The organism is Streptomyces sp. DvalAA-43 (genome assembly GCF_900091725.1).
Classification (GTDB): Bacteria; Actinomycetota; Actinomycetes; order Streptomycetales; family Streptomycetaceae; genus Streptomyces; species Streptomyces pulveraceus.
Genome location: NZ_FMBW01000071.1, coordinates 347601 through 374046 on the forward strand (window position 1 = coordinate 347601; position 26446 = coordinate 374046).

20 protein-coding genes are annotated in these 26446 nt (G+C 72.6%); 9 read left to right on the forward strand and 11 right to left on the reverse strand.

The window, feature by feature from the left end:
• Window positions 1-68: 68 nt before the first annotated feature.
• The 3 genes from GA0115234_RS29840 to GA0115234_RS29860 all read right to left on the reverse strand — a co-directional run bounded on the left by GA0115234_RS29840 (window position 69) and on the right by GA0115234_RS29860 (window position 2484).
• Window positions 69-464 carry a nitroreductase/quinone reductase family protein gene (locus GA0115234_RS29840; protein ID WP_093547881.1) on the reverse strand — a complete coding sequence of 132 codons (396 nt, stop codon included), beginning with the start codon at window positions 462-464 and terminating at the stop codon, window positions 69-71.
• A gap of 514 nt (window positions 465-978) precedes the next feature.
• A complete protein-coding gene (locus GA0115234_RS29850; RefSeq protein WP_161275695.1) occupies window positions 979-1806 on the reverse strand; it encodes a hypothetical protein in 828 nt (275 codons plus the stop codon).
• 171 nt (window positions 1807-1977) lie between these two features.
• Complete coding sequence (locus GA0115234_RS29860; protein ID WP_093547891.1) at window positions 1978-2484, reverse strand: SigE family RNA polymerase sigma factor; 507 nt, start codon at window positions 2482-2484, stop codon at window positions 1978-1980.
• A gap of 256 nt (window positions 2485-2740) precedes the next feature.
• On the opposite strand from GA0115234_RS29860, the gene GA0115234_RS29865 reads away from it, so the two are divergent.
• Window positions 2741-4909, forward strand: coding sequence for an FG-GAP repeat domain-containing protein (locus tag GA0115234_RS29865; RefSeq protein WP_141718505.1), 2169 nt, complete (start codon window positions 2741-2743; stop codon window positions 4907-4909).
• A 174-nt stretch (window positions 4910-5083) separates the two neighbouring features.
• On the opposite strand, the gene GA0115234_RS29870 is transcribed toward GA0115234_RS29865, so the two are convergent.
• Complete coding sequence (locus GA0115234_RS29870; RefSeq protein ID WP_093547895.1) at window positions 5084-5506, reverse strand: SCO4402 family protein; 423 nt, start codon at window positions 5504-5506, stop codon at window positions 5084-5086.
• A gap of 154 nt (window positions 5507-5660) precedes the next feature.
• On the opposite strand from GA0115234_RS29870, the gene GA0115234_RS29875 reads away from it, so the two are divergent.
• Window positions 5661-6131, forward strand: coding sequence for a cation:proton antiporter regulatory subunit (locus GA0115234_RS29875; protein ID WP_093547897.1), 471 nt, complete (start codon window positions 5661-5663; stop codon window positions 6129-6131).
• A gap of 2 nt (window positions 6132-6133) precedes the next feature.
• Window positions 6134-7408, forward strand: coding sequence for a cation:proton antiporter (locus tag GA0115234_RS29880; RefSeq protein WP_093547899.1), 1275 nt, complete (start codon window positions 6134-6136; stop codon window positions 7406-7408).
• Window positions 7409-7469: 61 nt separating this feature from the next.
• Here the strand turns inward: GA0115234_RS29880 and GA0115234_RS29885 are convergent, their stop codons facing one another.
• Together GA0115234_RS29885 and GA0115234_RS29890 are read right to left on the reverse strand one after the other, a co-directional pair.
• On the reverse strand, window positions 7470-8417 hold the full coding sequence (locus GA0115234_RS29885) for a M56 family metallopeptidase (RefSeq protein WP_093547901.1): 948 nt from the start codon (window positions 8415-8417) through the stop codon (window positions 7470-7472).
• A 7-nt stretch (window positions 8418-8424) separates the two neighbouring features.
• The gene (locus GA0115234_RS29890; protein WP_093548322.1) at window positions 8425-8841 is read right to left on the reverse strand and encodes a BlaI/MecI/CopY family transcriptional regulator; all 417 of its coding nucleotides are present in this window, start codon (window positions 8839-8841) and stop codon (window positions 8425-8427) included.
• A gap of 278 nt (window positions 8842-9119) precedes the next feature.
• Here GA0115234_RS29890 and GA0115234_RS29895 point away from each other — a divergent pair, with 278 nt between their 5' ends.
• On the forward strand, window positions 9120-9575 hold the full coding sequence (locus GA0115234_RS29895) for a tellurite resistance TerB family protein (RefSeq protein ID WP_093547903.1): 456 nt from the start codon (window positions 9120-9122) through the stop codon (window positions 9573-9575).
• 305 nt (window positions 9576-9880) lie between these two features.
• On the opposite strand, the gene GA0115234_RS29900 is transcribed toward GA0115234_RS29895, so the two are convergent.
• Complete coding sequence (locus GA0115234_RS29900) at window positions 9881-10951, reverse strand: PucR family transcriptional regulator (protein ID WP_093547904.1); 1071 nt, start codon at window positions 10949-10951, stop codon at window positions 9881-9883.
• Between the two features lie 262 nt (window positions 10952-11213).
• Here GA0115234_RS29900 and GA0115234_RS29905 point away from each other — a divergent pair, with 262 nt between their 5' ends.
• The 5 genes from GA0115234_RS29905 to GA0115234_RS29925 all read left to right on the forward strand — a co-directional run bounded on the left by GA0115234_RS29905 (window position 11214) and on the right by GA0115234_RS29925 (window position 22192).
• Complete coding sequence (locus tag GA0115234_RS29905) at window positions 11214-11891, forward strand: hypothetical protein (protein ID WP_093547906.1); 678 nt, start codon at window positions 11214-11216, stop codon at window positions 11889-11891.
• Window positions 11892-12082: 191 nt separating this feature from the next.
• Entirely contained in the window at window positions 12083-14209 is a 2127-nt protein-coding gene (locus GA0115234_RS29910) for a hypothetical protein (protein WP_093547909.1), read from the forward strand.
• 247 nt (window positions 14210-14456) lie between these two features.
• A complete protein-coding gene (locus tag GA0115234_RS29915; protein WP_093547911.1) occupies window positions 14457-19412 on the forward strand; it encodes a DNA repair ATPase in 4956 nt (1651 codons plus the stop codon).
• Window positions 19413-19500: 88 nt separating this feature from the next.
• Window positions 19501-21492, forward strand: a complete 1992-nt coding sequence (locus GA0115234_RS29920) for an NAD(P)-binding protein (protein WP_093547913.1) — start codon at window positions 19501-19503, stop codon at window positions 21490-21492.
• Window positions 21493-21574: 82 nt separating this feature from the next.
• Window positions 21575-22192 (forward strand): 3'-5' exonuclease, encoded by a 618-nt coding sequence (locus GA0115234_RS29925; RefSeq protein ID WP_093547915.1) that lies wholly within the window; start codon window positions 21575-21577, stop codon window positions 22190-22192.
• On the opposite strand, the gene trpS is transcribed toward GA0115234_RS29925, so the two are convergent.
• From trpS to GA0115234_RS29945, 4 genes are all read right to left on the reverse strand, one after another.
• The gene (gene trpS / locus GA0115234_RS29930) at window positions 22189-23229 is read right to left on the reverse strand and encodes a tryptophan--tRNA ligase (RefSeq protein ID WP_093547916.1); all 1041 of its coding nucleotides are present in this window, start codon (window positions 23227-23229) and stop codon (window positions 22189-22191) included. The genes GA0115234_RS29925 and trpS overlap by 4 nt on opposite strands.
• Before the next feature lie 316 nt (window positions 23230-23545).
• Window positions 23546-24310 (reverse strand): DUF6879 family protein, encoded by a 765-nt coding sequence (locus GA0115234_RS29935; protein WP_370804614.1) that lies wholly within the window; start codon window positions 24308-24310, stop codon window positions 23546-23548.
• Window positions 24311-24413: 103 nt separating this feature from the next.
• Window positions 24414-25061, reverse strand: a complete 648-nt coding sequence (locus GA0115234_RS29940) for a response regulator transcription factor (protein WP_093547920.1) — start codon at window positions 25059-25061, stop codon at window positions 24414-24416.
• Window positions 25049-26335, reverse strand: coding sequence for a sensor histidine kinase (locus tag GA0115234_RS29945; protein ID WP_161275696.1), 1287 nt, complete (start codon window positions 26333-26335; stop codon window positions 25049-25051). Before GA0115234_RS29945 ends, GA0115234_RS29940 begins: the two co-directional genes overlap by 13 nt.
• Window positions 26336-26446 lie beyond the last annotated feature (111 nt).

The following is a 26446-nucleotide window of genomic DNA, read 5'->3' on the forward strand; positions in this document are numbered from 1 at the left end:
CGCCGCACCACCGACACCCGTACGTGCCCGGCCGGTCGACCACCGTCCGGGCACGTACGCGTCAGGGCTCACCCCTCCAGGTCCACCCGAACCGACAGCAGGTTCGTACCCACCGCCCGCACGACGGTGCTGTTGTAGCGCGGCAGGGTCCTGAGCCGGGCGCGGGCATCGTCCTCGGGCAGCGGGTGCGCGATCCCGTCGTACCAGCGGCCCTCGATGCGCACCCGGACCCGGGGATCGGACCGGATGTTACGGATGTACTGGGACTTGTCGCCGTACTCCGAGACCAGCCAGAACTCCTGGCCCACGCGCCGGCCGCCGACCGGGGTCCGGCGCGGAAGGCCGGAGGTGCGGCCCGTCGTCTCCAGCAGGATCTGCGACTTCGACCGTCTGGCCAGCGGGTTGACCACATGCCGCTGAAGCGATGTGACCGCCCGGAACTTGAGCTCTCGACTGCGCGCCATGCGTGCCCCTTCCGCCCGTTGCCTTCGTGCCGGTGTACGACCGCGCCCGCGAGCCTACGACGCTATGCCCCGGTCACCGCATAGCGCGCGCCGCCGGATCCGGGCGCGACTCCTCGCCCTCCCCCGCACAGACGATGAACTCCCTTACGGGCGGCGGCGCGGCGGGTGGGGCCGGGACAGCCACCGGCGCCGGAAGCCTCTGGACGAGCCGGTGACGCAGGAACCCGACAGCGGACCGTACGCCGCCCCTGGGCAGCTCACTGGTCAACGCCCGCCGCAGATCCGCAGCACTCACGCCGCGCCGGATCCACTCGGCAGCGACCTCGGCCAGCCCCCGGGCCTCCCGGACCCCGAGGTGCACTTGCGGATGCGCATGCCGCGGTGACAGCAACACCCGCTCCCCCTCCGCGACTTCGGAGGCATGGGGGGGCTTCGGAGGGCGGGTGGGAGTAGTTCTCCCCAAGTTCTTCATCTACCGGTTCATAGCCACCGACCTTTCCGGCGGGGCAACGGGTCAGCCCACGGCTCCGAGGATCGGGGCCCAGGTGGGACCGGTGAGCGCGGCCACCGCCTGCTTCTGGGAGAGCGGGGGGGTGTCACGGGTCGGCTTCGGGGTGTTTCCGTCGCCGAAGTCACCGGCGGTGTCCCACTGCACCAGCTGAAGCTGGGCACCGGTCGACTTCAGGGTCACCGTCGTCGTCCAGCGGTGAGCGATCTCGGAGTCGGGGACGGGGTCGGCACCCATCGGCTGCCTCTCCGCGATCTTCTCCGACACCACCAGGGCTCCGCCGGGAAGCGCGGCGCTGCTCGGCAGCTCGCTCAGCTCGCAGGTGTCACCGGCGTCAGCGCGTCCGGCCATGTTGTCGCAGCTCAGCCCGTCGCCGTCCCTGAGCGGCAGCTTGAGCCGCATGGCCGAGACACCGACGCCGGCGGCACCGTGCCCGTCATTGACGTCCACTTCGCCGTTGGCGACCCACCCGCCGTTCGGATTCGAGGGGTCGTTGCTCTGGCCGTGCTCCTGGCCGAACCGGCTCCCGGGGAACGTCTTCTTCACGGCGTCGATCATCTGGGTGCCGCTGATCGCGGAGCGGGGCATCGCCAGCACCACCGTTTCCATGTCGGACCCTGCTGAGCGGGCCCCGGCGAGCACGCCGGGGAGCACCAGGCCGGCTGCCGCGATCGCGGCGCAGGCACCGACCCCGGCGATGACACCGGCGCTGCGCCGACGACGGCTGCGGCTCCGCCCGCGCGCGACGGCTCCGTCCGTGAGCCGGGTGAGATCGGGTTCGAGGGAGTCGGTCGTGCGGTCCAGGGCGTGTGCGAGGTCTGCTTCAAACGGCATGCTGACGTCACCTTTTCTGTCTCTGATGGAGGTTCTGCGACGGGTACGACCGGTGTGCACCGTTGTTCGGTGCGGGACCGTTCAGTGCGGGACCGTTCAGTGCCGGACCGTTCAGTGCCGGACCGTTCAGTGCCGGACCGTTCAGTGCCGGACCGTTCGGTGCCGGACTGTTCAGTGCCGGACCAGGTCGGACAGGCTGTCGCCGAGCAACGCACGCACCCTGTTGAGCGCCCGGGTGCCCTGGGAGCGGACCGCGCTGCTGCTCAGCTTGAGCATCCGGGCGGTCTCCTCGACGCTGCGGTCCTCCCAGTAGCGCAGCAGCAGCACCGCCCTGTCCCGGGGCGGGAGTTGACCGAGCGCGTCCAGCAGGGTGAGCCGCAGCGCGGCGTCCGGGCCGGCCGTCGCGCTGTCGGGCATGTTCCCGGTGGGACGCTCGCCGGTGCTGCGCCGACGCCGCAGAGTGAGGGAGGCGCGGACCAGGATCGTCTGTGCGTAGGCCGCCGGGCTGTCCGCCCTGGCCACCCGCTTCCAGTGCACGTACACCCGGCTGAGGGTTTCCTGGACCAGGTCCTCGGCAAGATGTGCGTCACCGGCCGCGAGGACGTACGCCGATCGGTACAGCGCCTTCGCCCTCTCGGCCACGAACTCCAGGTACTGATCCTCCTGCGCTGATTTCACTCGGCCCCCGCCTGCTCTCTTGTTCCGTGATCCCCGTGCATACCCCTTTGACTACGTGGGACGGCAGGATGTCGCGCGGCAGGAGCGCCTTCTTTTCCCATCGCTCTTTTGCACCGCCGCGGCGGAGCGTCCGAAGGAGCAGGCACCGAGAATCCGACACACGGGACGATCTTGGCTGATATACGCTGCGCCTGACTTGATCGAACAGTTCAGCGAATCCGTGCCACCGGATACGCCTGCCCGGGGGGGCATTCCCATGACTTCGCAGACTTCGCCGTACCGCGTGGTGCTCGGCATCGCGCTCACTCCCGTCCTCGCTCTGGCGGCCGCCGCCCCGGCCGCCGCCCACCCCGCAGCCGCGGGCACGGCCACCGGCACCACCGCCGCGACCGCCGTCGAGACGCGTGCGCCGGGCCCTTGGGGTGCCCGTACCCTGCACGCCGCGAACCCCGTCCCCGCCTCCGCCTCGGGTGGGCTGAACGTCCTGGAGTCGGCCGGGAACGGTGCCCTCGTCTCCCTCACCGGCGACGGGCTCTCCCGTTCCACCCGGATCCGGCCGGCCGGCGGCACCCGCTGGCTCGCCCCGCAGACCTGGCCGGACGCCGGCGGGTACAACACCGAGCTGGTCTCGCTCGGCGACGGCACGGTGCGCCTGGTCTGGCGGGCCGAGCGCGCCGACGACCACAACAACTACTGGCTGAAGGTGGCCACCCTCGCGCCCGGCGCGACCGCCTTCTCCGCGCCCGAGTACGTGGCGGCGGTCCCCGAGAAGGGCTACCACCACGTGGCGGCGGCCCCCGATGGCCGGCTGGTCGCCGTCTGGTCGGCCTCCGGTGTGGTGAAGGCCGCCGGGAAGGCCGGCCCGCAGGCCGCGTGGACCGCTCCGGCCGACCTCAACACGCAGCCGCCGTCCGGCAGCCGGGACATCTCCGCCCTGGACCTGGCGGTCGCCAAGGACGGCACCGCCCTGGTGGTGTGGCAGTGGCAGGCGAGCAAGGCCGTCGTCGCCCTGGAGAAGGCCCCCGGCGCGTCCGCCTGGACCGCGGTCGAGAACTTCCCGGTCCCGGGCGTGGACCTGGCCCGCCCGAAGGCGTTCGCCGGCCCGCAGGGCGGCTTCGACGTGTTCTACGACGACAACGCGCACCTCATGCACACGCGCCGGTCCGCCGGTGCCACGCAGTGGAGCACCCCTCGGTCCGCCGCCAACTACGGCAGCACATCCGGGATGACGGCACCCGTCCACCTGCCCAACGGCGACCTCTTCGTCGCGGGCGGGCCCGGCTACGCGACCGGCCCCTGGTACGCGGTGCGCTCGGCGGCCACCGGCGCCTGGCAGCCGTACACACAGCCCTTCTCCACGCACAAGAAGGTGCGCGCGGTCGACGCGGCCGCCACCTCGGGCGGCACGGTCACGGTGACGTGGCGGGAGGGCTACTCGGGCGAGGAGTACACGATGGCCGCCGTCTTCAAGGGCGGCACCTGGTCCGCCCCCCGGCGGCTGAGCGCGACGAGTGCCCGGTCCACCGGAGCGCCCCAGGTGGCTGCCGACGCGCTCGGCCGCCCCGTCGTGCTGTGGGACGAGTACCGGCTGACCGACACGAACAGCATCGTCCTGGACGGCGTCCAGCAGGCCACCACCACCAGCCGCGCACTGCCCGAGTGGGGCGACTACACGGACGACGGCAAGCCCGACCTGCTCGGCCGGGACGGCACCGGACTGAAGGTGTACACGGGCACCGCGACGAAGCTGTCCGCCGGGAAGCGCACGAGCAGCTGGCCCACGGGCACGCTGGTGCTGCCGTACGGCGACCTCGACGGCGACCGCTGCAACGACGTGTTCGTCCGCTACCCGAAGGGCGAGGCCCGCGTCTACCCGACGGTCTGCGGCGGGCTGCCCGACCAGCAGTCGTTCCACGTCAAGGTCTCCTCGGACTGGAGCGGCTACGACACGGTCGTCTCACCCGGCGACGTGACCGGCGACGGCCGGGCCGACCTGCTGACCCGGTCCGCCTCGACCGGAAAGCTGTACGTGTACGCCAACAACGGCGCGGGCGGCTTCAAGGCCCGCTCGCTCGCCGGGTCCGGCTTCGGCGGCTACAAGAAGCTGATCGCCGCCGGGGACCTCGACGGCGACGGCAAGAACGACCTGCTGGCCCTCGACGCGTCGAACGAGCTGTGGCGCTTCCGGGGCACCGGCACCGGCACCAGCGCCTTCAAGCCCCGGTCCCTCGTCTTCAAGGACTGGGGCACCTCCTACAAGGACGTGGTCGGCGGCCTCGACCTGTCCGGTGACGGCCGCGCCGACCTGATCTCGCTCGACAAGACCGGCCGTGCCTGGCTGAACCGGGGCGACGGCCACGGCGGCTTCGGCAACCGGACCCAGGCCGGCAAGTCCACGAACTGGTCGGACATCCGCATCTCCTGACCGCACCGTCCGCTCCTGTGGACGGCGCTCCGGCGCGGTGTGGACGGAGAAGAAGCCCCGGGCCGCTGGTCCGGGGCTTCCTCGTGGGGCGGGTGGCGAGGGTCGAGCTCGTGGGGCGGGTGGCGAGGGTCGAGCTCGTGGGGCGGGCTCGGAAATCGCGGATCGGACCAGGTGTCATGGGCCGGTGCCCGCCTCCCCGGACCCGGTGCGGTGCAGGGCAGCGAGTTCGCCCAGATCGTTCGCGACCATGACGTGCGCGAGACGGCCGGCCACTGCCACGACCTGCGGCCATGCCGCCGCCCGTAGGTACTGCTCGTCGGTGTCGTCCGGCGCCTCGGAGCCTGCGGCGATGAGCGCGGAGCCCAGCTGGCGCATGAGGTCGACCTCTTCGTCGGTCCGCAGACTGGTACCGAGGTACCGCTCCGGTTGGCCGGCGTCGCAGAAGTCGTCGAAGAGCACATGAAAGATGTGGTCCAGGTTCTCGAAAACCGACGGATCGAGCCACACCGCCCGCTGCCACGGAGGGTTGGCCAGGGCCAGCACTGCCGGCACGAGGTTGACGCGGAAGTTCGACAGGAGCTGCCCGTCCTCGGTCATGGGCCGGAGCGTAGTGCCGCCCCCGCGCGAAGCGCACCCGATACGCCCCCGAAACCCCCGCGCCCCGGAGGCGGCGGGAGCCTCCGGATAAGGTAATGGGGAGATAAAGAGATCACCAAGTGCGTCAAGAGCCGCCGCACCTCGGGAGGAAGCCATGGGAACCCACCGCACCACGCTGCCCGGAGTCGGTGTGCAGTACGACTACACGACCGAGTCGGGCCAGCACATCTCTGTCGTCGTCCACCACGACGGACGGCGGTTCATCGGCTTCTACGACCAGGACGACCCTGATTCGTGCCGGCTCTCGGTACCCCTGACGCCCCAGGAGGCCACCGGCCTCGCGCACCTCATCGACGCCGCGCCCATCGACGCCGTACGCACCGACGGCATCGACCTGGTCACCGAGCACATCCCGCTCGGGACGCGCTCCCCGTACGGCGGGCGACTGCTCGGGGAGACGAAGGCCCGGACCAGGACGGGGGCCTCGATCGTGGCCGTGCTGCGGACCCACAGTGCGCATCCGTCTCCCGGGCCGGACTTCCGGTTCGCCATCGGGGACACGCTCGTCGTCGTCGGAACACGTGAGGGCGTCGACACGCTCTCCGAGATCATTGCGGAGGGCTGACCGTGCACGACACGACCGCACTGCTGGTGGAGCTCGGCTCCGTCATTCTGGGGCTGGGCATCATCGGCCGCTTCGCCGGGCGGATAGGCCTCTCGCCGATCCCGCTCTATCTGCTGGCCGGGCTGGCGTTCGGCGAGGGCGGGCTGCTGCCGCTGGGGGCCAGTGAGGAATTCACCGCCGTCGGCGCCGAGATCGGCGTCATCCTGCTGCTGCTCCTGCTCGGCCTGGAGTACAGCGCCTCGGAGCTGGTGACCAGCCTCAAGACCCAGTACCCGTCCGGGGCCGTGGACTTCGTGCTCAACGCGACCCCGGGAGCGGTGGCGGCGCTGTTGCTCGGCTGGGGGCCGGTGGGGGCGGTCGCCCTGGCCGGGGTCACCTGGATCTCCTCGTCCGGGGTCATCGCCAAGGTGCTCACCGACCTCGGGCGGCTCGGCAACCGGGAAACGCCCGTGATCCTCGGTGTGCTCGTCATCGAGGACCTGTCGATGGCCGTCTATCTGCCGCTGCTCACCGCGATGCTCGCGGGCGTGGGCCTCGCCGGGGGCAGCATCGCGCTGCTCATCGCGCTCGGCACCGTCGGGTTCGTGCTCTATCTGGCGCTGCGGCACGGGCGGTTGATCAGCCGCGCGGTCTCCTCCGACAATCCGGAGATGCTGCTCCTGGTCGTCCTCGGGCTGACCGTCCTGGTGGCCGGTGTGGCACAGCAGTTGCAGGTGTCCGCCGCCGTCGGCGCGTTCCTCGTCGGGATCGCGCTCTCGGGCGAGGTCGCCGAGGGGGCCCGCAAGCTGCTGACGCCGCTGCGGGATCTGTTCGCCGCCGTCTTCTTCGTGTTCTTCGGGCTCTCCACCAATCCGGCCGAGATCCCGCCGGTGCTGCTCCCGGCGGCGCTGCTGGCGATCGTCACCGTCCTCACCAAGATCGCCACCGGGTGGTACGCGGCCCGGCGGGCCGGAATCGGTTCGCGCGGGCGCTGGCGGGCCGGCGGGACGCTCGTCGCACGTGGCGAGTTCTCCATCGTCATCGCCGGTCTGGCCGTGGCGACCGAGCCCCGGATCGGGCCCATCGCCACCGCCTACGTCCTCATCCTCGTCATCGTCGGACCGCTCACCGCCCGCTGGACCCAGCCGGTCGCGGCCCGGATCCAGGCCTGGCGCGGCCGGGGCGACGGTGGCGGTGGCGGTGGCGGAAAGGGGAGCGCCAAGGGGAGTGGCGAAGTCGCCGTGGCCCGTCCGGCGACCGCCGTTCAGGAGGAGGAGTTCGCCTCCTCCGCCGACTGAGGACGGACAGAGGCAGCGCGTACGGGCCCGGGAGGACAGTCGTCCGCCGGGCCCGTACCGCTCACAGCGGGGTCGCCGCGTGCAGGATCCCCACCAGGGTCACCGTCGCGTTGAGCGACGACAGCGCCGAGGCCGCCGTGCCCACCGTCGCGACCAGGGCCGCGAGTGCGGCATGGGCGGACGACGGCGGCCACAGCCGGACCGGCAAAACCGGGGCGAGCAGCGCCTCCACCCGGCGCGGTACGGGGCCCGCCGGGGCCGCGAAGGCCGCGAACCCCGCCGAGACGTCCGGCGCGCGGTGCGAGTACAGCGCCGCCTTGCCGACCGCGACCGCCACCACCCGCCGGTCGCCGACCGCACAGGCGGCCTCCTCGTCCGCCCACCGTTCGGTGCTGAACGACACCGCCGTACGCAGCGGCAGCAGGAACGGGTTGGCGCGCGCCGCGAGCTGGGCGGCCAGCAGATAGCGGTGGTGCCGGGCGGCCAGATGGGCCCGCTCATGGGCGATCAGGGCCCGCCGCTCCCAGGCGTCCAGGCACTCGGCCATCGCGGTCGAGACGATGACGCGACCCGGACTCCCGGGCAGCGCGTAGGCGTACGGCTCCGGGTCCGGGAGCACCGCGACATCGCCGGAGACGACGGAGGGCGCGGCGGCCAGCGCGCGCCGCGCGACGATCCGCAGCCGCAGATGGCGGCAGACCGTCCACCCGCACGCCACCAGCACCGCCGCCAGCGCCCCGATCGCGACGATGCCCGCCTTCTCCTCGTACGGCACCGCCTCCCGCACCTCCGGATCCGACCAGCCGTCCGGCAGCGGATTGCCCGGCAATTGCGCGGTGCCCACCACCATCAGCAGCCCCAGGCACAACGTGCTGCACAGAGCCAGCAGCGCGCCGACGACGGCGAGCAGCCGGGTCGCGATGCGGGGGTGCAGATGCTGTTCGGCCAGGCGCGCGATCGGCAGCGCGGTCAGCGGCAGCACGAGCGGCAGACAGACGAAGACACCCATCGGTGGGCTACATGCCTTCCGTGTCGCGGGGGTTGTACGGATCGTCCGGGGCGTCCGCCCGCGCGAGCAGGGCGCGCAGGCGGTCCTCGTCACCGGGGGAGAGCGCCGAGATGAAGCGGGCGAGCACGGCGTCCCGGTCCCGTTCGCCGTCCAGCACGCGGCGCATCCGCAGGGCCGCGAGACCGGCCTCGTCGGAGACGGACGTCCAGGTGTAGGAACGGCCCTCGCGGGACCGGGTCACGGCGCTCTTGGCGTAGAGGCGGGAGAGGATCGTGATGACGGTGGTGTACGCGAGGTCGCCTTCGAGGTGCTCCTGGACCCAGCCGGCCGTCGCGGGGCCGTTCGCCGAGCGCAGCACGGCGAGTACCTGCGACTCCAGTTCGCCCTGGCCGCGCCTGCGCAGCCGCCGGCTCCCGGCACCCATGCCGCCGGGGAGCACCGCACCGGAGGGCGGATCCGCGGGAGCGGGCACTCCGTCGCGCGGTGGTTCGTTGTCCGGGGGGTGGCCGGGCCTGGCCGAGTCCATCGGGGGGTCCGCCCTTCTGCGAAGCCGCGTCGGCCGCGGCGTCGCAGCATCCTACTTTCCGCCGGTTCCGGGGCCCGTTCCCGGGACACAGCGGACGCCGCTGCTGCTAACTTCTACACGTCTGTAGAGTTGGCTTCAATCCGGCAACGCACCGCAACGCAACGTATGGAGACGTCATGGCACTGTGGGATCGGATCAAGGAATCCGCCTCGTCGATGCAGTCGCAGCTGGAAGCGAAGAAGAACGACCTGAAGAGCGGGGCGTTCCGCGACGCGAGCATGGCCATGTGCGCCCTCGTCGCCGCGGCCGACGGTTCCATCGACCCGTCCGAGCGCCAGCGCGTCGCCTCGCTGATCGCCACCAACGAGGTACTGCAGAACTTCCCGGCGGACGATCTGCAGCGCCGGTTCAACGACTACGTGAACAAGCTCACCGCCGACTTCGCCTTCGGCAAGGTCAGCGTGCTCCAGGAGATCGGCAAGGCGAAGAAGAAGCCCGCCGAGGCGCGTGCCGTCATCCAGATCGGCATCGTCATCGGCGGCGCCGACGGTGACTTCGACAAGACGGAGCAGGCCGTCGTGCGCGAGGCGTGCTTCGCGCTCGACCTCCCGCCGCACGAGTTCGACCTGTAGTCCCGCACGGTCAGTCCACCGGACCGGACGCCCGGAGCGGCTGCCCGGTCCGGCCCCGAACCGCCGGAAGAAGCGCGACCGACTGACCACCGGTCCGCGCCCGGCGGGCCGGGGACGCACGACTCCCCCCTGTGCGTCCCCGGCCACCCTCTCCGGACCCCGCCTCCACGGCCCACGCGCCGATGGACGCGGGGTCCTGTGGTGTCTGCCGACCCGTCACCGCTCCTCGGCTCCATCCATCGGCGGATGCGGGGAGCACGGGCGTACCGCCCCGCCATCGCCACTCCGCCGTCACCGCCCCGCCGTCACAGCTCCTTGGTCGGCCAGTCCAGCAGCCGGGCGCCGATGACCGCCGTCTGCAGGGTGTAGCGGTGCATCGGGTCGGACGGATCGGAGCCGGTCAGCTGGTGGATCCGCTCCAGCCGGTAGGTCAGCGCCCGCACGCTCAGCGAGAGCCGGCGGGCCGTCTCGGCGGCCACGCAGCCCGCGTCGAAGTAGACGTTGAGCGTCTTCAGGAGGGGCTCGGCACCGCCGCGGGCCTTCTGGAGCGGGCCCAGCTCGCTGCGCACCAGGTCGGCCATCGCCTGCCGGTCGCGGGTCAGCACCGGGTAGACCAGCAGATCGGCGGCGTACAGCACCGGGTCGTCCAGATCCATCCGCTCCGCGAGATCCAGCGCGTCCAGCGCCTCGTCGTAGGAGTGGACCACCCCGCCGGGCCCGTGGTGCGGGCGGCCCACCGCGACGCGGCCGCCGTCCGTCGCCGCGTGCGACTGCTTGGCGAAGTACCGCAGGACGTCGGGCTGGCTGCCGGGGGCGATGCAGACCAGCCGCCCGTCCTTCGTCGTGAGCAGGATCTTCCGGCCGCTGAACCGGGCCAGCAGCGCCGCCTCCACCGTGCGCGGCACGGAGTCGGTCTCCGTGTACGCCTCCGGGCCCGTCGCCACCGCGACCGCGTGCGCGCGCGAGAGCCGCAGCCCGAAGCGGGTGGCCCGCTCGGCGAGCCGGCCCAGGTCGCTGCGCCCGTACAGCAGGTCGTCGATGAACTCGCGGCGCGCCGCCTCCTCGCGGCGCACCGTCATCCGCTGGGCCCGCTCGAAGCCCTCCGCGAAGGCGTCGACGGCCTGCTCGACCGCGGCCAGCACGGAATCCGCGGCCGCGCCGTCGGCGGACGAGGTGAGCGGCCAGGCGGCGCGGGTCGCCGCGAGATGACGGACCACCAGGGCGCGCAGCTGGAACCCGTCCTCTGCGGCCGCCTTGCCCAGCAGCCGGCGGTCCTCCAGCTCGTCCCGGTTGAGGCGGCGGCCGGTGGCGGCCACCTCGGCCAGGATGCGGGCATAGTCCCCCAGAACCTCATCGGATATCTCCGGCTCCGGCACGCGTTCTCCTCCAGTTCTGACGCAACTTTGACACTCGCTCAACGCATACCTGCCGCTGCCGGTGCCCGGCATCAAGGAAGGGCAAAGATTGCCGGACTCCGGCAGTGCGGTGCGGTGGCCTCCGTGACAGGATCCGGTCAGCACCAACCGGGGGAAACACGGGGGGACACGGGGGACGACCTGGCTGCTGCGGCGCCGTTTCAGGCGGTGCCGCAGCACCTGGGTCACCGTCGGCCGCCCGGCAAGTCGAGGGGGTGGACCGATGCGGGAGTTCCTGAGCGCTGCGACTGCCTTTCCCGCCGTTCTGTTCGGCGCCGCACTGGCCGTCGTCGTCTTCTTCTGGCTCCTCGTGCTGCTCGGCGCGGCCGACCACCATTCCTTCGACGGCGACCTCGACACCGGCCTGGCCGGGACCGGTGGGGTGCCGGTCACCGTCTCGGTGTCCGTGATGGTCGTCGTCGGCTGGTTCACCAGTCTCACCGGTACGGTCCTCCTGCACCGCAGCGGGGTCACCGGCCTCACCCGGGCCGCGCTGGCCTGCGGGGTGCTCGTCGCGGCGCTGCTGATCGGCCGGGTCGTGCTGCGGGTGCTGGTGCGCTGCTTCCGCCGGAGCTTCCCGGACGAGCCCCCGCCCTCGCGTCAGGACTTCCTGGGCCGGGTCTGCACGGTCCGTACCGGTTCCGTGAGCGCCGACTTCGGCCAGGCCGAGGTCACCGCGGACGACGGCTCCACCGCGATCGTCCAGGTCAGGCTGCTCGCCCCGGGGGACGCCACGACAGACGCCACGGCGCTCGGCGCGGGCAGTGCGGGGCTGCTGTACGCGTACGACGCCGAGGGCGAGTTCTTCTGGGTCTCGCCCTACGACAGGGCGCTGGACCCGGGGCCGCCGACGCCCCGACCACGCACGGCGTCGCGCCGGACCCCGCGCCGCACCGGCTGACCGACCGGACGACCTCGGCCGGACGCACGTCCAACGGGACAGTCCGACCGCACCGGCCGACCGCTCCGGCCGGGCGCACCACCCGCCGCGTCGCCGCCGTGCAACGGACCCCGCCACCGGGGCCGCCCGCTGCCGCAACCGCCGCACCCCCGTCCCTTCACCACCTTCCTCACCAGCCGCCAAGGACTGTCATGGATGCCATCTCCCTGGGCTTCGGTGTGCTCGTAGCCGTTGTCCTGCTCATCGCCATCGCCCTGCTCCTCGTCGTCAGCCGGCTCTTCCGCAAGGTCGAGCAGGGCAAGGCGCTGATCATCTCCAAGACCAAGAAGGTCGATGTCACCTTCACCGGGGCCGTCGTCCTGCCGGTACTGCACAAGGCCGAGACCATGGACATCTCGGTGAAGACCATCGAGATCCGCCGCACCGGGCGCGAGGGCCTGATCTGCCAGGACAACATCCGCGCCGACATCCACATCAACTTCTTCGTGCGGGTCAACAAGACCGTCGAGGACGTCATCAAGGTCGCCCAGTCCATCGGTACGGAACGGGCCAGCGACAAGGTGGCGATCCAGGAGTTCTTCGGCGCGAAGTTCGCCGAGGCGCTCAAGACCGTCGGCAAGCAGCTGGACTTCGTCGACCTGTACACCAAGCGCGAGGAGTTCCGGGACCGGATCATCCGGGTCATCGGCACGGACCTGAACGGCTACCACCTCGACGACGCCGCGATCGACTTCCTTGAGCAGACGCCGATGACGCAGCTGGACGGCGCCAACATCCTCGACGCCCAGGGCATCCGGAAGATCACCGAGCTGACGGCGATCGAGCACGTGCGCACCAACGAGTTCCAGCGCACCGAGCAGAAGGAGATCACCCGGCAGGACGTCGACGCCCGCGAGACCATCCTGGAGCTGGAGCGCCGGCAGGCCGAGGCCGAGATCAAGCAGCGCCGCGAGATCGAGACGCTGCGGGCCCGCGAGGAGGCCGCCACCGCCAAGGTCCAGGAGGAGGAACGGCTCGGCTCCCAGGCCGCGTTCATCCGTACCGAGGAGCAGCTCGGCATCCAGCGCGAGAACCAGGCGCGGGAGATCGCCGTCGCGCAGAAGAACCGCGAGCGCGTCATCGCCGTGGAGAACGAGCGCATCGAGAAGGACCGGCTCATCGAGGTCATCGGGCGCGAGCGGCAGACCGAGCTGGACCGGATCGCCGCGACGAAGGAGGTCGAGGCCGAGCGCCGCGAGGTCGCCGATGTGATCCGGGAGCGGATCGCGGTGGACCGTACGGTCGCCGAGCAGGAGGAGTCCATCAAGACGCTGCGGGCGGTCGAGGAGTCCGAGCGCGCCCGCAGGTCGGTCATCATCGCCGCCGAGGCGGAGGCCCAGGAGAAGCTGGTCAAGGACATCAAGGCCGCCGAGGCGGCCGAGGCCGCGGCCACCCACCTGGCCGCCGAACAGCTGACGCTCGCCGAGGCCCGGCTGAAGACCGCGGACCTGGACGCCCAGGCGAAGCTGCGGCTGGCCGAAGGTGTCCAGGCCGAGTCCGCGGCGCCCGGTCTGGCGGAGGTCCAGGTGCGGGACGCGGAGGCCGATGTCATCGAGAAGGCCGGTCTCGCCGAGGCCGAGGCCACGTCCGCCCGGCTCAGGGCCGAGGCGGAGGGGGCCAGGCTCAAGGCGCTCGCGACGGCCGAGGGCACCCAGGCCCAGGCCACGGCCGACGCGGCGATGATCGGCGAGAAGCTGAAGGCCGAGGCGGCGGGGCTGACCGAGAAGGCGGCCGCGATGGCGGCGCTGGACGACGCCTCGCGCGGCCACGAGGAGTACCGGCTGCGGCTCGCGGCGGAGAAGGAGATCCGGCTGGCCGGTCTCGATGTGCAGCGGCAGGTGGCCGAGGCGCAGGCGACAGTGCTGGCCACCGGCCTGGAGAACGCCGACATCGACATCGTCGGCGGGGAGTCGGTCTTCTTCGACCGGCTGGTCTCGGCCATCTCGATGGGCAAGAGCTTCGACGGGTTCATGGAGAACTCGGACACGGCGAAGGCCCTCGCGGGACCGTGGCTCGACGGCACCTCGTCGTTCACGGACGACCTGACCCGGGTCCTGGGCTCGGTGTCCACCGGCGATGTGCAGAACCTGACGGTGTCCGCGCTGCTGATGCGGATGATGCGGGCCCCGGGGGCCGGGGTCTCGTCGGGCCAGGTGCAGCAGCTGCTGGCCGCCGCGAAGGAGCTGGGGCTGGCCGACCTGCCGGTCTCCGCGGTGACCGGCGCGGCGGACACCACCGCCGTGCCCGTCTCGCGGAACGGGGCGGCGCCGGTCGCGTAGGGCGGGTCCGCGAAGTCCCGGCGTACGCCCGGCTCGCGACCTCCGGGCGCACGCCGGAACCGCACGGACACGGCCTGACACGGGCACGGACCGCCGGACGGGCTCGGGCACCCGAAGCCCGTCCGGCGCCCGAAGCCCGTCCGGCACGACGACCGGACCCACCACCCGCACCACCGCCACCACCCGCCTCCCCCACATCCCGGAACGCCTCGCCACCCCGTAACACCTCGCAGGGAGAGCCGTACGCATGGACACCGACACCACGACCGCAGCGCCCACCGGCGGCCCCGTGGACGCGGGGACCTACGACGTGCTGCGCCGCAGGCTCGGCGACCGGGCCGGCGAGCTGGCCCGCCGCGCCGAGGAGCTGAACGCGCGGCGCACCGAGGAGTTCGGCTCGACCGAGCTCCGGCTCATCGGCACCGAGCAGCTGCGCACCGCGCGCCCGGCCGTGCCCCGCGATCTGGTGGCCGTCGGCGGGCGGCTGCTGTTCGGCTGGGAACGGGGCCCGGGGGCGCCGGACCCGGCCGAGGTGTCCGACGTACTCGCCCTGTACGGGCCCGAGTTGGAGGAGCCCGTCGAGGACGGGCCGCTGGCCGACGAGAGCTTCGTACGCGAGTTCACGGGGCTGCACCGCTATTTCCGGGACGCCCGGCTGCTGCGGCTGCGCCGGGTGGACGGGAAGCTGCTCGCCGTCTTCCGTACCGGTGAGAGCGCGGACGGCATCCGGGTGCTGCGCTGGGCGCTCGGCCCGGACGGTTCGCCGGGCGCGTTCCTCGACGCGCGCGGCGACCGGGACCATGTCTTCCCGCCGTCGCACGACTTCACCTGGACCGTCGCCGGCCGCGAGTCGCACGTGCTGGGCCGGCACCCGCACATCGCGGTGGGCGGGGACGGCGTGGACACCGCCGTGCTCTTCGTCGACACGCTCGGCGGCAGCCTCACCGTCAAGACGGTCGATGACACCGACACCCCGGACGGGATCTACCGGGAGCCGGTCGCCGAACCCCTCCAGTCGCTCGCCGACGCGGAGGTCGGGCACGCCACGATCGGGCCGCTGGTCCTGCTCCGCGTCCGCCCGTACAACGAGGAGTCCTGGCGGTACCTGGTCTTCAACTCGCTGCTCGGCACCGTGCAGCGGCTGGACGGCATCGGACCGGCCTGCCACCGGCTCCCGGAGGACCAGGGGATCATCTTCCCCGGCGGCTACTACCTCACCACCGGCACCGCCAAGACCTTCGACATCGCCGAACCGCTCACCGACCCGGTCTTCGAGGGCGCCGTCCGCTCCCCGAACGGCGAGGACGTCCTCTACGTCTTCCGCTCCCCCGACGACGGCCGCGGCCTGCTGCTGCCCTACAACCTGATCCGGCAGGAGGTCGCCACCCCGCTCCAGGGCCGCGGCCACGCCCTGCTCGACGACGGCACGCTCGTCCTGCTGCGCACCCCCGTGGGCGGCGACGAGCCGGCCCGGGTCCACCCCTTGCAGCGCTGGCGGACCCCGTACGTCTCCGACACCTACGCGGCCTCCCGCCCCGCCGGGACGGGCCCGTTGGCCCGGGTAGGCAACGCCGATCTGGTGCGCGGGATCTCCGACTGCCTGGCGCTGGCGCACAGCGCCGCCGAGACGACCCCGACCGCCGCCGTGTACGCGCGGCTGGTCGCGGACTGCACCCGCGCCACCGACCGCTACCACTGGCTCGCCGATGGCGAACTCGGCGATCTGGCCGCCCCGTTGGCGGAGCTCAAGGCCACCGCCGAGCAGGTCGTCGTCGAGTTCGAGACCGTGCGTGAGCTGACCCGGCAGGCCGCCGAGGCGCTCGACGCGGCGGCCGACCGCCTCACCGCGCTCGTCCGCCGGGTCCGCGGCGAGGCCCCCCGCTCGGCCGCCGCCTGGGTGGACCAGCTCACCGAACTGCGCCGCGCACACGGCCACTTGGCGACCCTCTCCGAGATGCGGTACGCCGACACCGGGCGGATCGCCGAACTCTCCGCCGCGACCGCCACCGACCTCGAATCGGCCGCCCAGCGCGCCGTCGCGTTCCTCGGCCGGGACGACGCCTTCACCGGCTACCACGAGGACATCGCCGCGCTCACCGCCGAGGCGTCCACGCTCGCCACCGTCGCGGACACGGCGGCGCTGGGCGAGCGGCTGAGCGGGATGACGGACGGCCTGAGCACCGTCACGGACGTCGTCGCCGGTCTCGACATCGGGGACACCACGGTCCGTACGTCGATCCTGGAGCGGATCGCCGAGGTGCTCGGCGGGGTCAACCGGGCCCGCGCCACGCTCGAAGCCCGCCGCCGCGAGCTCCTCGACCACGAGGGCCGCGCCGAGTTCGCCGCCGAGTTCGCTCTGCTGGGGCAGGCCGTCACGGGTGCGATCGCCGCGGCGGACACCCCGGACGCCTGCGACGATCAACTTGCCAGGTTGTTGCTCCAGCTGGAAAACCTGGAGTCCCGGTTCGCGGAGTTCGACGACTTCCTCGCCGAGCTGGCCGAGCGCCGCACGGAGGTGTACGAGGCGTTCTCGGCCCGCAAGCAGACCTTGCAGGACGCCCGTGCCCGGCGGGCCGAGCGGCTGGCGGATTCGGCCGCCCGGGTCCTGGAGACGGTCTCCCGGCGGCTGGCCGCCCTGCCCGACCAGGACGCCGTCCACACCTACTTCGCCTCCGACCCGATGGTCGCCAAGATCCGCCGCACCGCCGAGGAGCTGCGCGGACTCGGTGATCCGGTGCGCGCCGAGGAGCTGGACGGGCAGCTGCTGGCCGCCCGCCAGGAGGCCGGCCGGGCGCTGCGCGACCGCAGTGAGCTGTACGCGGACGGCGGCGCCACGATCCGGCTGGGCCGTCACCGGTTCGCCGTGAACACCCAGCCCTTCGACCTGACGCTCGTCCCGCAGGGGGACGGGCTGGCGTTCGCCCTCACCGGCACCGACTACCGCGCCCCGGTCACCGACCCGGAGTTCGAGGCGACCCGCCCGTACTGGGAGCAGACCCTCCCCTCCGAATCCCCGCGGGTCTACCGGGGCGAGCACCTGGCCGCCCGGCTCCTCGACGAGCGGGGCGCGGACACCCTGACCGCCCTGGATCCGGCCGAACTCGCCTCCCTGGTACGGGAGTCGGCCGCCGCCGCGTACGACGAGGGCCATCAGCGCGGGGTCCACGACGAGGACGCCACCGCGATCCTCACCACCCTGCTGCGGCTGCACTCCGGGGCCGGCCTGCTGCGCTTCCCGCCCGCCGTCCGGGCGGCGGCCCAGCTCTTCTGGGCGTACGGGGCGGACGAGGACCGCCGCGCGTCCTGGACCCGGCGGGCGCTCTCGCTGGCCCGCGCCCGCGAGACCTTCGGCCTCACCCCGGCCGTGGACGCCCTCCAGGAGGAGTGGGCGGCCGTCATCGCGGGCGAGGCCCCGTCCGCCGTCGCCGCCTATCTCTTCGAGGAGCTGACCAGCGGCCCGGCCGGTTTCGTCACCAGCGCCGCCGCCCGCACCTTCCTGGACAAGTTCCGCCGTACGACCGGGACGTCGGCGTTCGACGAGGATCTCGCCGCGCTCGGTGACGACCTGCCGGCCCGCCGCCAGCTCGTCGAGGGCTGGCTCGGCTCGTACGCCGCCGCGAGCGGCACCCCGATCGGCGCGGGGGATCTCGCGGAGGCCGTCGCCGTGGAGCTCTGCCCGGAGCCGGTGCTCGACCGGTACGGCTGCGAGGCCCCGCTCACCGCGCGGGTGGACGGCCTGCTCGGCACCCATCCGCGCGTCGAACGGGGCACGCTGACCGTCCGGATCGACGAACTCCTCGCCCGCACCGCCGAGTTCCGGGCCGTGACCGTCCCCGGCTTCCGCGCCTACCAGCGCCGCCGCACCGCGCTGGTGAGCGCCGAGCGGACCCGGCTGCGGCTGGACGACCACCGGCCGCGCGTCATGTCGGCGTTCGTCCGCAACCGGCTGCTGGACGAGGTGTACCTGCCGCTGATCGGCGACAGCCTCGCCAAGCAGCTCGGCACCGCCGACGCCGACCGGCGCACCGACTCGCAGGGCCTGCTGCTGCTCGTATCGCCGCCCGGCTACGGCAAGACGACGCTGATGGAGTACGTGGCCGACCGGCTGGGCCTGGTCCTGGTCAAGGTCAGCGGACCCAACCTCGGCCACGACGTGACCTCGCTCGACCCGTCCCAGGCCCGCACCGCGACCGCCCGCCAGGAGATCGAGAAGATCAACTTCGCGCTGGAGTCCGGCAACAACACGCTCCTCTACCTCGACGACATCCAGCACACCTCGCCCGAGCTGCTCCAGAAGTTCATCCCGCTCTGCGACGCCACCCGCCGCATCGAGGGCGTGCGGGACGGCGAGCCGCGCAGCCACGACCTGCGGGGCAAACGGTTCGCGGTGTGCATGGCGGGCAATCCGTACACCGAGTCGGGCGAGCGGTTCCGCATCCCGGACATGCTCGCCAACCGGGCCGACGTCTGGAACCTCGGCGAGGTGCTGAGCGGTCGCGAGGACGTCTTCGCGCTGAGCTTCGTGGAGAACGCGCTGACCGCCAACCCGGTGCTGGCCCCGCTCGCCGGACGCTCCCGCGACGACCTCGCCCTGTTCGTACGGCTCGCCTCCGGCGACTCCTCGGCGCGGGCGGACCGGCTGGAGCACCCGTACACCCCCGCCGAGGCGGACCGGATCGTCGCGGTCCTGCGCCATCTGCTGACCGCCCGGGAGACGGTGCTGGCCGTGAACGCCGCGTACATCGCCTCGGCGGCGCAGACCGACGCGACGCGCACGGAGCCGCCGTTCCGGCTCCAGGGCTCCTACCGCGACATGAACAAGATCGCCGAGCGGATCGTCCCGGTGATGAACGACGCGGAGCTGTCCGCCGTCGTCGACGACCACTACGCGGGCGAGGCCCAGACACTGACCGCCGGCGCGGAGTCCAACCTGCTCAAACTCGCCGTGCTGCGCGGCCGGCTCACCCCCGAGCAGTCCGCGCGCTGGTCCGCGATCACCGCCTCCTACGTCCGCACCCAGGCCCTCGGCGGCCCGGACGGCGACCCCATGACCCGGGCCGTCGCCGCGCTGGGACTGCTCGCGGACCGGATCGCGGCGGTCGAGTCGGCGATCGTCCGGGTCGCCGACCCGCGCCATGTCCTCACCAACCCGCAGGCCCGGCACGCGGCTTCGCCGTCCGCCGGACCGCCCGAGGACCACTGACGGACACACCCATCGAGCTGACGGACGCCCGCCGAGCCGACAGACCCCCACCGAACCGACGGATGCCCGCCGAGGAGAGGATCAAGGCATGCTGGGTCATGTGCCCCCACTTCCCCAGCAGCCCCAACGTTCCCCGTTCAGCGGACACATGGTCGTCTGCGGCGACGACGCGCTGGCCCGCCGGCTCGCCGTCGAACTGCGCTATGTGTACGGGGAACGGGTCACCCTCGTCCTGCCGCCCGGACGCGACGCCCGCCGCCCCGAACTGCCGCTGACCGGGCGGGGCCGGGCGGCGGCGCTCTTCGGCCGCATGTCCTCGGCGATGATCCGCAACGGCGGCGGCCAGGGCGGGGCCGACGCCCTCGGCGACGACACCAACGCCGGGGTCGAGGCGGTCCGCATCCTGGAGGCGCCGGAGCCGTCCGACGACACGTTCGAGGAGGCGGGCGTCGAAACGGCGGCCGCGCTGGCGCTGGTCTACGACGACGACGAGCGCAACATCCGCGCCGCACTGACCGCCCGCCGCATCAACCCCCGCCTCCGGCTGGTCATCCGGCTCTACAACCGCAAGCTCGGCCAGCACCTGGAGACCCTGCTCGACCAGGCCGCCGCCGTCGCCGCACCCGGCCTGGACCGGGCCGCGCTGGACGCCTCCACCACCGTCCTCTCCGACGCCGACACCGCCGCCCCCGCCCTCGCGGCGACCGTCCTCACCGGCTCCAGCAAGGTCATCCAGGCGGAAGGCCTGCTGCTGCGCGCCGCCGAACGCACCCCGCCCGGCGGCGGCCAGATCGCCGACCCCGGCCTGTGCACCCTCGCCCTGCTCTCCTCCACCACCCACGACCCGGCGGGCACCGAGGGCTCCGACAGCAGCGGCGACGAAGGCCCCCGGCTGCTGCCCGACGAACGGCAGGTGGCGGCGGCGACGGGGCGCGGCACGATCGTCCTGGAGGCGGTCAGCCAGGCCGGCCCGCCCGGCCCGCCGCCCCGGATGGGCGGCCGGGGCGCACCACTCGGCCAGGTCTTCTCGCGGCGGCTGCGCTGGTCGGCGCTGGGCGTCGGCCTGGCCGTGCTCGGCCTCGCCATCGCCTCCACGATCACCACCGGCGACAACCCGCTGCACGCCACCTACCTCACCCTGCTCGACCTGTTCGCGATGGGCGACCCGGCGATCGGCGACAAGACGGCCCGCCAGATCATCCAACTGCTCTCCGGTGTGGCCGGGTTGATGCTGCTCCCCCTCCTCGTCGCAGGCGTCCTGGAGGCCTTCGGCTCCCTGCGCACCGCCTCCTCGCTCCGCCGCCCGCCCCGCGGCCTCTCCGGCCATGTGGTGCTCCTCGGCCTCGGCAAGATCGGTACGCGGGTCCTCGTCCGGCTGCGCGAGCTCGGCATTCCCGTGGTGTGCGTGGAGGACGACCCGGACGCGCGCGGCATCTCGGTGGCCCGGCGGCTGCACGTGCCGGTGGTCCTCGGTGACGTCACCCAGGAAGGCGTGCTGGAGGCGGCGAAGATCCAGCGCTCCCGTGCCCTCCTCGCCCTGACCAGCATCGACACCACCAACCTGGAGGCGGCCCTCTACGCCCGCTCGGTCAAGCCGGACCTGCGGGTGGCGCTGCGCCTGTACGACGACGAGTTCGCCACCGCCGTCTACCGCACCCTGCGCGCCGCCCACCCCCAGGCCGTGACCCGCTCCCGCTCCGTCTCCCATCTGGCCGCCCCGGCCTTCGCGGTCGCCATGATGGGCCGCCAGATCCTGGGCGCTATCCCGGTCGAGCGGAAGGTGATGCTGTTCGCGGCGGTCGAGGTGGCGGGCCATCCGCAACTGGAGGGCCGCACGGTGGAGCAGGCCTTCCGGGCAGGCTCCTGGCGGGTCCTCGCCCTGGACGCCACCCCGCCCGAGGACCGCCGCCCGGACCTGGCCTTCCCCGACTCGGCCGCCCCGGACCGCCCGTCCGGCCTGGTCTGGGACCTCCACCCCGGGTACGTACTGCGCCCCGAGGACCGCGTGGTGATCGCCGCGACCCGCCGGGGCCTGGCCGAACTCCTGCGCAGGCGGCGGAGCGTGGCGCCGAGGGCGTAGCGGGGCGGGGTGCTCGGAATCCGAGTCCGGGGCCGCCCGAAATCCATGTGTCCGGCCACCCCGCTGCCCCTACCCTGCCCCCATGGACACCGACTCCCGCGACCTCCTCAACGTGATCGACATCGAGGCGACCTGCTGGGACGGGCAGCCGCCGCCCGGTGCGGTGAGCGAGATCATCGAGATCGGACTGACCGTCGTCGACCTGCGCGCGGCCAAAGGGGTCTCCCCCGCTCGAACGGAACCGAGAGCTGGGGGAAGGCTCGCCCGCCACCGGATCCTGGTCCGGCCCGCCCGGTCCACGGTCAGCGCCTTCTGCACCGAGCTGACCGGCCTCACCCAGGCCGAGGTGGACACGGGCGTCCCCTTCGCCGAGGCCTGCCGCCTGCTCGCCGCCACGCACGAGTCGGGCGCACGCCCCTGGGCCAGCTGGGGCGACTACGACCGCAACCAGTTCATCCGCCAGTGCCGGGCGACCGGCACCCGGTACCCCTTCGGCCACCGCCACACCAACGCCAAGCTCCCCTTCACCTCCGCCTACGGCCTGCGCAAGCGCCCCGGCATGGCCCAGGCGCTCGATGTGGCGGGCCTCCCGCTGGAGGGCCGCCACCACAGCGGCGCGGACGACGCCTGGAACATCGCGGCGCTGATCCTGGAAGTGGCGGCCCGGGGGGCCTGGCCGGGAGCGGACGAGCGGTCCTAGATCCGGCCGCCCATCACCCCCCGCACCTCGTCCAGCGTCGCCGCCGCGATCTCGTTGGCGCGCTCGTTCCCGGCCCGGAGCACCGAGCGCACGTACCCCAGGTCACGCGCGTACTCCGCCCGCCGGGCCCGGATCGGCGCCATCCGGCTGTTGACGGCCTCGGTCACGGTCCGCTTGAGGCCGGCCGCACCGCCGCCACCGATCTCCTCGGCCACGGCGTGCGGGTCCCGGTCCAGACAGAGCGCCGCCAGCAGCACCAGCGAGGACACCCCGGGCCGGTGCTCGGGGTCGTACGTGATGTACCGCTCGGCATCCGTCTTCGCGCCCTTGATCAGCCGGGCGGTCTCGTCCGCGTCGGCGCCCAGCGCGATGGAGTTGCCCCGGCTCTTGCTCATCTTGGTGCCGTCGGTGCCGAGGAGGAGCGGTGCGTCGGAGAGCAGTGCGTCCGGCTCCGGGAAGACCGCCCCGTACCGCTCGTTGAAGCGCCGGGCGACGGTCCGCGTCACTTCGAGGTGCGGCAGCTGGTCCTGCCCGACGGGGACGAGGTTCCCCTTGCAGAACAGGATGTCGGCGGCCTGGTGCACGGGGTAGGTGAACATCAGCCCGCTGACGGCCGACTGCCGGGAGTGCGCGATCTCGTCCTTGACGGTGGGGTTGCGGTTCAGCTCGGCGACGGAGACCAGGCTCAGGAACGGCAGCATCAGCTGGTTGAGCGCGGGCACGGCGCTGTGGTTGAAGACCGTCGAGCGTGCCGGGTCGATCCCGACCGCCAGGTAGTCGAGCAGCATCCCCTCCATGTGCTCACCGAGCCGGTCGGCGACGTCCCGGTCGGTGAGCACCTGGTAATCGGCGATGATCACGAAGACATCCACCCCGAGCTCCTGGAGCCGGACGCGGTTGTGGAGCGTGCCGAAGTAGTGCCCGAGGTGCAGGGGCCCGGTGGGCCGGTCCCCGGTCATCACCCGGAACTTCTCCGGGGCCTGCCGGATCCGCGCTTCCAGGTCGGCGGTTGTCGCGGTAGCGGTGACAGTGCTCATCGGTTCTCTCTCCTCGCGATGGTGGTTGCGTGGAGGACGGCCCGCCGTGATCACCGGCATCCGTACCCGTACGGGGCAGCGAAAAGGGCCGTCCATGGTGAACGGCCCTGATTCCGTGCAGAGGGGAGGTGGCCGCTCCTAGAAGGAGCGCCACCAATTCCGGCACGGTACGGAGGTCATGACCCGAGCCTAACTGAACCGAACTCCGCCCACACGACCTTTCCCGGCCCGCGCCGTGCCCCGTACCCCCACTGGTCCGCCAGCGCACCCACCAGCACCAGCCCACGCCCGCCACACGCACCTGGCTCCGGCTCGATCAGCCTGGAATCCGACGCTCCGTGCCGAGCTGCGCCGCGAACTCGTCGGCCGCGACGGACGCGTGGACGGCGGCGTCCCGAGCCTGGCAGTACCCGAGCACGGTGGCCGGCTCCGTGATGATCTCGATGTCGCCGAGGACCTCGTCGTCGCCGAAGTGGAGGACGGCGACGATTCGACTGTCGAAGATCCAGAAGTCCTGGGCCGGGAGGTGCACCGCCTCGGCATCCTCGCGCCACACGTTCCGGACGTCCTCGCCTGTCGCCGCGTTGCAGCGGGCGTAGCTCAGCAGGAAGAGCTGTCCCACGGTCGGTGGGTTGTCGACGACGCGGACACGGCCGACGTACTTCCCGGCCGTCGTCTGCCGCCGGATGTTCCGGCACCACTCGCTGTCCAGGTCCATGGGGGCTTCGCCGGTCGCGAGGAAGGCCGCGTATCCCTCGTCCTCGCGTTCGGAGGCGTAGCCACGGCGGGTTTCCAGGTGCCAGGCCGAATGCTCGAAGTGGTGGAAGAGCTTTCCGAACTCTTCCGGGCCGATCAGCTCGGGCACGCGGTCCATCTCCTTCGGTCCGTGGTCGACAAGGAGTTCGCGCGGAACGGCCACCGCCATGTCGTCGGGGCCGAAGTGCCGCGCCTCCAGCAGGAACGGCCGAGGTCCCGCCCCCGGGAGTGTCCGGCAAGACCGTCCGGGGGCGGGTCGCACGTGCACGGCAGGGCAGGGAATCCGCCCTGCCGTGGTGACTTGAGGAGGTCGACCATCGTGAATGACCTCGGATCGCTCGGGCACCCCCGGCTGCGCAATCACCGACCGGACCCCGTGGGGTCCCGGGAAGGGGCCCAGGAAGGGGCCCGGGAAGGGGCCCACCGCGTCACTGATCGCGGAGGTAGGCCATCACGGCGAGTACGCGGCGGTGATCGGCCGGGGTGTCGGGGAGTTCCAGTTTGCCGAAGATGCCGGTGACGTGCTTTTCCACCGCCCGGTTGCCGACCCGCAGTCGGCCGCCGATGGCGGCGTTGCTGCGGCCCTCGGCCATCAGCGCGAGGACCTCGCGTTCGCGGGGGGTGAGCCGGTCGATCAGGCTTCCGGCGTGCCGGCGGTTGAGCAGTTGCACGGCCACCTCGGGGTCGATCCGGGTACCACCGGCGGCGACCGCGCGCAGTGCCTCCAGGAAGTCGTCGACGTAGGCAACCCGGCTCTTGATCAGATAGCCGATGCCCCGCGCGTCGTCACCGACGAGGGCCAGCGCGTGACGTTCTTCGACGTACTGCGACAGCACCATGATCGCGGTCCTGGGATGCTCGGCACGGATCCGCAACGCGGCGCGCAGCCCTTCGTCGGTGTGGGTGGGCGGCATCCGGATGTCCAGCAGCGCGAGGTCGGGACGCAACTCCGCCACGGTGTCGTGGAGTTCGGTGGTGTCGCCGAGGCCTGCGACGACCTCGATGCCGTCGTCGTGGAGCATCTGCTCCAGGCCGGCCCGCAACAGGACCGAGTCCTCGGCGATCACGACCCGCATGGCAGCTCCGCTCGTACGATGGTGGGCCCCCCGGGCGGTCCGTCGATGTCCAGTGTCCCGGACAGCGCGGCGACGCGATCGCGCAGCCCGGCCAGGCCGGTGCCGCGGGAGGGGTCGGCCCCACCCCTGCCGTCGTCGTGGACCTCCACCGCGAGCCGTCCGCCGGTGCACCGGATGATGACACGGGCCCGGGTGGCCCCGGCATGGCGCGCGATGTTGGTGAGCGCCTCGGCAACCACGAAGTATGCGGCGGTCTCCGTCTCGGCGTCCGGCCGGTGGTCGCACTCCACCCTCGTGTCCACCGGCACCGGGCAACGGCCGGCGAGCGCCGACATCGCGGCGTCGAGCCCCTGCTCGGCGAGGATCGCGGGATGCAGCCCGGCGGCCAGTGCCCGGATCTCCTCCAGGGTCTCGACGGCCCGGTCGCGGGCCTCGCCCACCATGCGCTTGGCCACCTCGGGCTGGGTGTCGATCTTGCGCAGCGCCATGCCCAGGTCCATCGCGAGCTTGACCAGGTGTTGCTGGGCTCCGTCGTGCAGGTCGCGTTCGATGCGCCGCCGTTCGTGCGCGGCGATCGCCACGGTGGCGGCGCGCTGCCTTCGCTCCTCGTCGAGTTCGAGCCGCAGACGGTACGCACGCGAGCCCCGGCTGGGGCCCAGGAGAGCGGTCGCCAGGCGGCCGTGCGCGCGCCCGAGGACGGGGACCAGGTGCGAGGTCGCCGTCAGCAGGACGAGGCCGGCCGCGGTGAGCAGGAACGCCTTCGGCAGGCCGTCGTCGGCGAACAGCCGCCTGCCCCGCAGCGCCGCCGGGATCGCGCCGCTGATCACCGCCTGGGGCAGAGGGGCGAGGAGCATGAGCCATCCGACGCTCCACACCGTCGCGAGCAGGGCCCCCTCGATGAGGCCGATCGGGAGACGTAGTACGAGGAACAGCAGGTCGCGCCAGGTCGCCGGATCGGTGACGACCGCCCGGCTCCAGCCCCGCAGGCCGGAGCGGACCGGCGCCCGGTACACCTCGTCGACGTGCGTACCGAGCAGCCGATGGGCAAGGACGCGCTCCACGCCGGCCGCGCTGCGCCCGGCCGCCAGCGTCAGGAGGAGCACCGGCAGCCCGACGAGGGCCACGGCCAGCCCGGCCCCGAAGCCGAAGCCCACACCGAGCAGGGTCCACCAGGCGACGCCGAGGGGGAGACCACCCAGCAGATAGCACCCGGTCGCCCAGGTCCGGACGGATATCAGCGGTGCGATCACCCGGCGCGGCAGGCTTCTTCTCATCCGGTCATCCTCGTGGATCCACGAACGCCGGCCTCGGGCCCGCGGCATTCCGGTACGGGCGAGCGTGCGCCGTCCCGTTCAGCGCCGGCCCCGCTCCGTGCTGGCCGGTCC

What these genes read in the sequence shown, in the direction of transcription:
- GA0115234_RS29840 (WP_093547881.1), bottom strand. Translation starts at nt 464, where the DNA reads ATGGCGCGCAGTCGAGAGCTCAAGTTCCGGGCGGTCACATCGCTTCAG.
- GA0115234_RS29850 (WP_161275695.1), bottom strand. Translation starts at nt 1,806, where the DNA reads ATGCCGTTTGAAGCAGACCTCGCACACGCCCTGGACCGCACGACCGAC.
- GA0115234_RS29865 (WP_141718505.1), top strand. Translation starts at nt 2,741, where the DNA reads ATGACTTCGCAGACTTCGCCGTACCGCGTGGTGCTCGGCATCGCGCTC.
- GA0115234_RS29870 (WP_093547895.1), bottom strand. Translation starts at nt 5,506, where the DNA reads ATGACCGAGGACGGGCAGCTCCTGTCGAACTTCCGCGTCAACCTCGTG.
- GA0115234_RS29875 (WP_093547897.1), top strand. Translation starts at nt 5,661, where the DNA reads ATGGGAACCCACCGCACCACGCTGCCCGGAGTCGGTGTGCAGTACGAC.
- GA0115234_RS29885 (WP_093547901.1), bottom strand. Translation starts at nt 8,417, where the DNA reads ATGGGTGTCTTCGTCTGTCTGCCGCTCGTGCTGCCGCTGACCGCGCTG.
- GA0115234_RS29890 (WP_093548322.1), bottom strand. Translation starts at nt 8,841, where the DNA reads ATGGGTGCCGGGAGCCGGCGGCTGCGCAGGCGCGGCCAGGGCGAACTG.
- GA0115234_RS29895 (WP_093547903.1), top strand. Translation starts at nt 9,120, where the DNA reads ATGGCACTGTGGGATCGGATCAAGGAATCCGCCTCGTCGATGCAGTCG.
- GA0115234_RS29905 (WP_093547906.1), top strand. Translation starts at nt 11,214, where the DNA reads ATGCGGGAGTTCCTGAGCGCTGCGACTGCCTTTCCCGCCGTTCTGTTC.
- GA0115234_RS29910 (WP_093547909.1), top strand. Translation starts at nt 12,083, where the DNA reads ATGGATGCCATCTCCCTGGGCTTCGGTGTGCTCGTAGCCGTTGTCCTG.
- GA0115234_RS29915 (WP_093547911.1), top strand. Translation starts at nt 14,457, where the DNA reads ATGGACACCGACACCACGACCGCAGCGCCCACCGGCGGCCCCGTGGAC.
- GA0115234_RS29920 (WP_093547913.1), top strand. Translation starts at nt 19,501, where the DNA reads ATGCTGGGTCATGTGCCCCCACTTCCCCAGCAGCCCCAACGTTCCCCG.
- GA0115234_RS29925 (WP_093547915.1), top strand. Translation starts at nt 21,575, where the DNA reads ATGGACACCGACTCCCGCGACCTCCTCAACGTGATCGACATCGAGGCG.
- trpS (WP_093547916.1), bottom strand. Translation starts at nt 23,229, where the DNA reads ATGAGCACTGTCACCGCTACCGCGACAACCGCCGACCTGGAAGCGCGG.
- GA0115234_RS29940 (WP_093547920.1), bottom strand. Translation starts at nt 25,061, where the DNA reads ATGCGGGTCGTGATCGCCGAGGACTCGGTCCTGTTGCGGGCCGGCCTG.
- GA0115234_RS29945 (WP_161275696.1), bottom strand. Translation starts at nt 26,335, where the DNA reads ATGAGAAGAAGCCTGCCGCGCCGGGTGATCGCACCGCTGATATCCGTC.